This is a genomic window from Streptomyces sp. NPDC059455, from assembly GCF_042750115.1.
Classification (GTDB): Bacteria; Actinomycetota; Actinomycetes; order Streptomycetales; family Streptomycetaceae; genus Streptomyces; species Streptomyces endocoffeicus.
The window spans coordinates 1-3,907 of the sequence record NZ_JBHYVB010000416.1 but is presented as its reverse complement, the minus strand read 5'-3'; the positions used below and the strand labels follow the sequence as shown (position 1 = coordinate 3,907).

The window sequence follows — 3,907 nt, the reverse complement described above, 5'->3', positions numbered from 1 at the left end:
ATTTGCGGCTCCGCCGCGTGGTCCCCCGGACACCCCGTAGCCGTCCCCACGGGGCGGGGCCCGGGTCAGCGGGGCGGACGGACGCGATACGGATAGTGGTCGGCGACCACACGCGCCATGGCGCCGTTGCGGTCGGCGGCCACTTCCTTCGCCGAGAAGTACACATTGCCGCGCACCTGGGGAAAGCCCCGGTCGAAGGTGAGGTGCCGGGACAGCTCCGCCGGGTCCTGCCAGGGCGCGGGCTGCGCCGGATCGCCCGCCTTGTAGAGCGCCTCGCCGATGTAGAGGTTCACCCCGGTGCCCCGGACCGCCTCCGACCACCAGGGGACGAGCACGGCGTAGTCGGCGGCGGCGAAGCCGATGTTCCAGTAGACCTGCGGGACGACGTAGTCCAGCCACCCCCGCCGCACCCAGCCACGGGTGTCCGCGTAGAGGTCGTCGTAGGTCTGCACCCCCGCCGTGGTGGCGGAGCCGAGCGGGTCGGTGGCCTGGTTGCGCCAGACGCCGAACGGGCTGATGCCGAACCGCACCCGCCGCCCCCGACGTCTGACGCGCACGGCCGTCTCGTATACCAGGCGGTCGATGTTGTTCCGCCGCCAGGCCGCCCGGTCCGGGAAGCCCGCGCCGTAGCGCTCGTACGCCGCGTCGTCGTCGAAGACCTGGCCGGCCACCGGATAGGGGTAGAAGTAGTCGTCCCAGTGGACGGCGTCGATGTCATAGCGGGCGACCGCGTCCAGCATGGCGTCCTGGACGAAGCGGCGGACCTCCGGCAGCCCGGGGTTGTAGTAGAGCTTCCCGCCGTACGGCACGACCCACTCGGGGTGCACCCGGGCCGGATGGGTGGGAACCAGCCGCGAGGGGTCGGTGTGGTTGGCGATCCGGTACGGGTTGAACCAGGCGTGCAGCTCCAGACCGCGCCGGTGCGCCTCGCGCACGGCGGTGCCCAGCGGATCCCAGCCCGGGTCCTTGCCCTGGACGCCGGTGAGGCACTCCGCCCACGGCTCGTACGGTGAGGGCCACAGCGCGTCCGCCGTCGGCCGCACCTGGAAGACCACCGCGTTGAGCCGGCGGCTCACGGCGGTGTCGAGGAAGCCCAGCAGCTCGGCCCGCTGCCGCTCCGCGGGGAGACCGGGCCTGGACGGCCAGTCGCGGTTGGCGACGGTGGCCAGCCACATCCCGCGGAACTCGGGCCGGTGCCCACCGCCCCGCCCCTCCGCCAGCGCGTCACCCGCCGTGACGGTGGCGGCCAGGGCTCCGGCGGCCGCCACCGTGAGACTTCTGCGCGTGATCCGACCCATGAAACTCAACTCCTCGCCCCAGGGACCTGCACGGCAACTCCCGCTGATGATGGGGCCCTTGTGGGGCGCCCGGCAATGCTTACCGCGAATCCGGGACGGTCAGTCCCAACACCCCTTGAGGACCCCTTGACTTCACCCTTCTCGCACGGCCATCCGGCCGCTAGCATCGGATGACGCTACGCATGGGAGCGCTCCCAAATACCCTCGCCCGCATGGCCCTCACGCCTCACTACCCCCACGTCCGGAGAGGAAGTTCCCGTGCGCAGCAACGGCAGAAGACCGGTCGGCGCGCTCATGGCCGCGCTGGCACTCGTCGGCGGCTTACTCACCGCGGCGGCCTCCCCCGCCGCGGCCCGCCCCGAAGCCGCCCCCGCCCGGGGCACCGCCCAGGCCGACGCCTACACCTGGAAGAACGTCCGCGTGGACGGCGGCGGCTTCGTCCCCGGCATCGTCTTCAACCGCAAGGAGAAGAACCTCGCCTACGCCCGCACCGACATCGGCGGGGCGTACCGCTGGGACCAGTCCGGCAAGCGGTGGGTGCCGCTGCTGGACTCGCTGGACTGGGACCACTGGGGCTGGACCGGGGTGGTGAGCCTGGCCAGCGACTCGGTGGATCCCAACAAGGTCTATGTGGCGGCCGGTACGTACACCAACAGCTGGGACCCGGGCAACGGCGCGATCCTGCGCTCGTCCAACCGGGGCGCCAGCTGGCAGTCCACCACCCTCCCCTTCAAGCTGGGCGGCAATATGCCCGGCCGCGGCATGGGTGAGCGGCTGGCGGTGGACCCCAACCGGAACAGCGTGCTCTACCTCGGCGCGCCGAGCGGGAACGGGCTGTGGCGCTCGACCGACTCCGGTGTCACCTGGTCGAAGGTGACGTCCTTCCCCAACCCCGGCACATACGTCCAGGACGCGAGCGACACCAGCGGCTATCTGAGCGACAACCAGGGCGTGGTGTGGGTGACCTTCGACGAGCGCACCGGCTCCGCCGGCAGCGCCACGAAGACCATCTACGTGGGCGTGGCCGACAAGGACAACACCGTCTACCGCTCGACCGACGCGGGCGCCACCTGGTCGCGGGTGGCCGGTCAGCCCACCGGATTTCTCTCCCACAAGGGCGTCCTGGACGCCAAGAACGGCTATCTGTACCTCACCACCAGCGACAAGGGCGGCCCGTACGACGGTGAGAAGGGCCAGGTGTGGCGGTACACCACGGCCACCGGGGAGTGGAAGAACATCAGCCCCATGACGGACGCCGACACCTACTTCGGCTACAGCGGACTCACGGTGGACCGCCAGAAGCCGGGCACGCTGATGGTGACCGGCTACAGCTCCTGGTGGCCGGACACCCAGATCTTCCGCTCCACCGACTCCGGTGCCACCTGGACCCGGGCCTGGGACTTCACCAGCTATCCGAACCGGTCCTTCCGCTACACCCAGGACGTCAGTGCCGTCCCCTGGCTGACCTTCGGCACCAACCCCACCCCACCCGAAGTCACCCCGAAGCTGGGCTGGATGACCGAGGCGCTGGAGATCGACCCGTTCGACTCCAACCGGATGATGTACGGCACGGGGGCGACGGTCTACGGCACGGAGAACCTCGGAAACTGGGACACGGGCGGCAAAATCGCCATCACGCCCATGGTCAAGGGCCTGGAGGAGACGGCGGTCAACGATCTGGCCAGCCCGCCCACCGGCGCCCCGCTGCTCAGCGCGCTCGGTGACATCGGGGGCTTCCGCCACACCGATCTCGACGCGGTGCCCGCGAGGATGTACACCTCGCCGACGTTCACCACGACCACCAGCCTGGACTACGCCGAGACCAGCCCGAACACCGTGGTCCGGGTGGGCAACAACGACTCCGCGCCGCGGATCGCGTTCTCGACCGACAACGGCGCCAACTGGTTCCAGGGCAGCGAGCCGTCCGGGGTCACCGGCGGCGGCACGGTAGCCGCGGCGGCCGACGGCAGCGGCTTCGTCTGGGCCCCGGAGGGCACCTCGGCCGTCTACCACACCACCGGTTTCGGCAACTCGTGGTCCGCGTCGAGCGGCATCCCGGCCGGGGCGGTCGTGGAGTCCGACCGCAAGAACCCCAAGAAGTTCTACGGCTTCAAGGCGGGCACCTTCTACGTCTCCACCGACGGCGGCGCCACCTTCACCGCCAGGGCGTCCTCCGGACTGCCGGCCGACGGCCCGGTGCGGTTCAAGGCGCTGCCGGGCGCCGAGGGCGACATCTGGCTCGCGGGCGGCGGCACGGGCGGGGCGTACGGGCTGTGGCACTCCACGGACTCCGGCGCGTCCTTCACCAAGCTGAGCGGTGTCCAGCAGGCGGACACCATCGGCTTCGGCAAGGCGGCGCCGGGCGCCTCGTACCAGACGCTCTACACCAGCGCGAAGATCGGCGGCGTACGCGGCGTCTTCCGCTCCACGGACGCCGGGGCGAGCTGGACCCGGATCAACGACGACGCCCACCAGTGGGGCTGGACGGGCGCCTCCATCACCGGCGACCCACGGGTCTACGGACGGGTCTACCTGGCCACCAACGGGCGCGGCATCCTGCGCGGCGACATCTCCTGACGGCGAGGGCGGGCCGGGGCCGGGTTTCCGGC

Annotated in this window: 2 protein-coding genes; one reads left to right on the top strand and one right to left on the bottom strand. The window is 71.1% G+C overall.

Features of this window, described 5'->3' with window-relative positions:
* Positions 1-65: 65 nt before the first annotated feature.
* Entirely contained in the window at positions 66-1,298 is a 1,233-nt protein-coding gene (locus tag ACFXB5_RS52995) for a glycoside hydrolase family 10 protein (RefSeq protein WP_385223151.1), read from the bottom strand.
* A 258-nt stretch (positions 1,299-1,556) separates the two neighbouring features.
* Here ACFXB5_RS52995 and ACFXB5_RS52990 point away from each other — a divergent pair, with 258 nt between their 5' ends.
* A complete protein-coding gene (locus ACFXB5_RS52990; protein WP_385223149.1) occupies positions 1,557-3,875 on the top strand; it encodes a xyloglucanase in 2,319 nt (772 codons plus the stop codon).
* Positions 3,876-3,907 lie beyond the last annotated feature (32 nt).

Bases quoted from the DNA above. Each gene is read 5' to 3' on its own strand.
- ACFXB5_RS52995 (WP_385223151.1), bottom strand. From the start codon at position 1,298: ATGGGTCGGATCACGCGCAGAAGTCTCACGGTGGCGGCCGCCGGAGCC.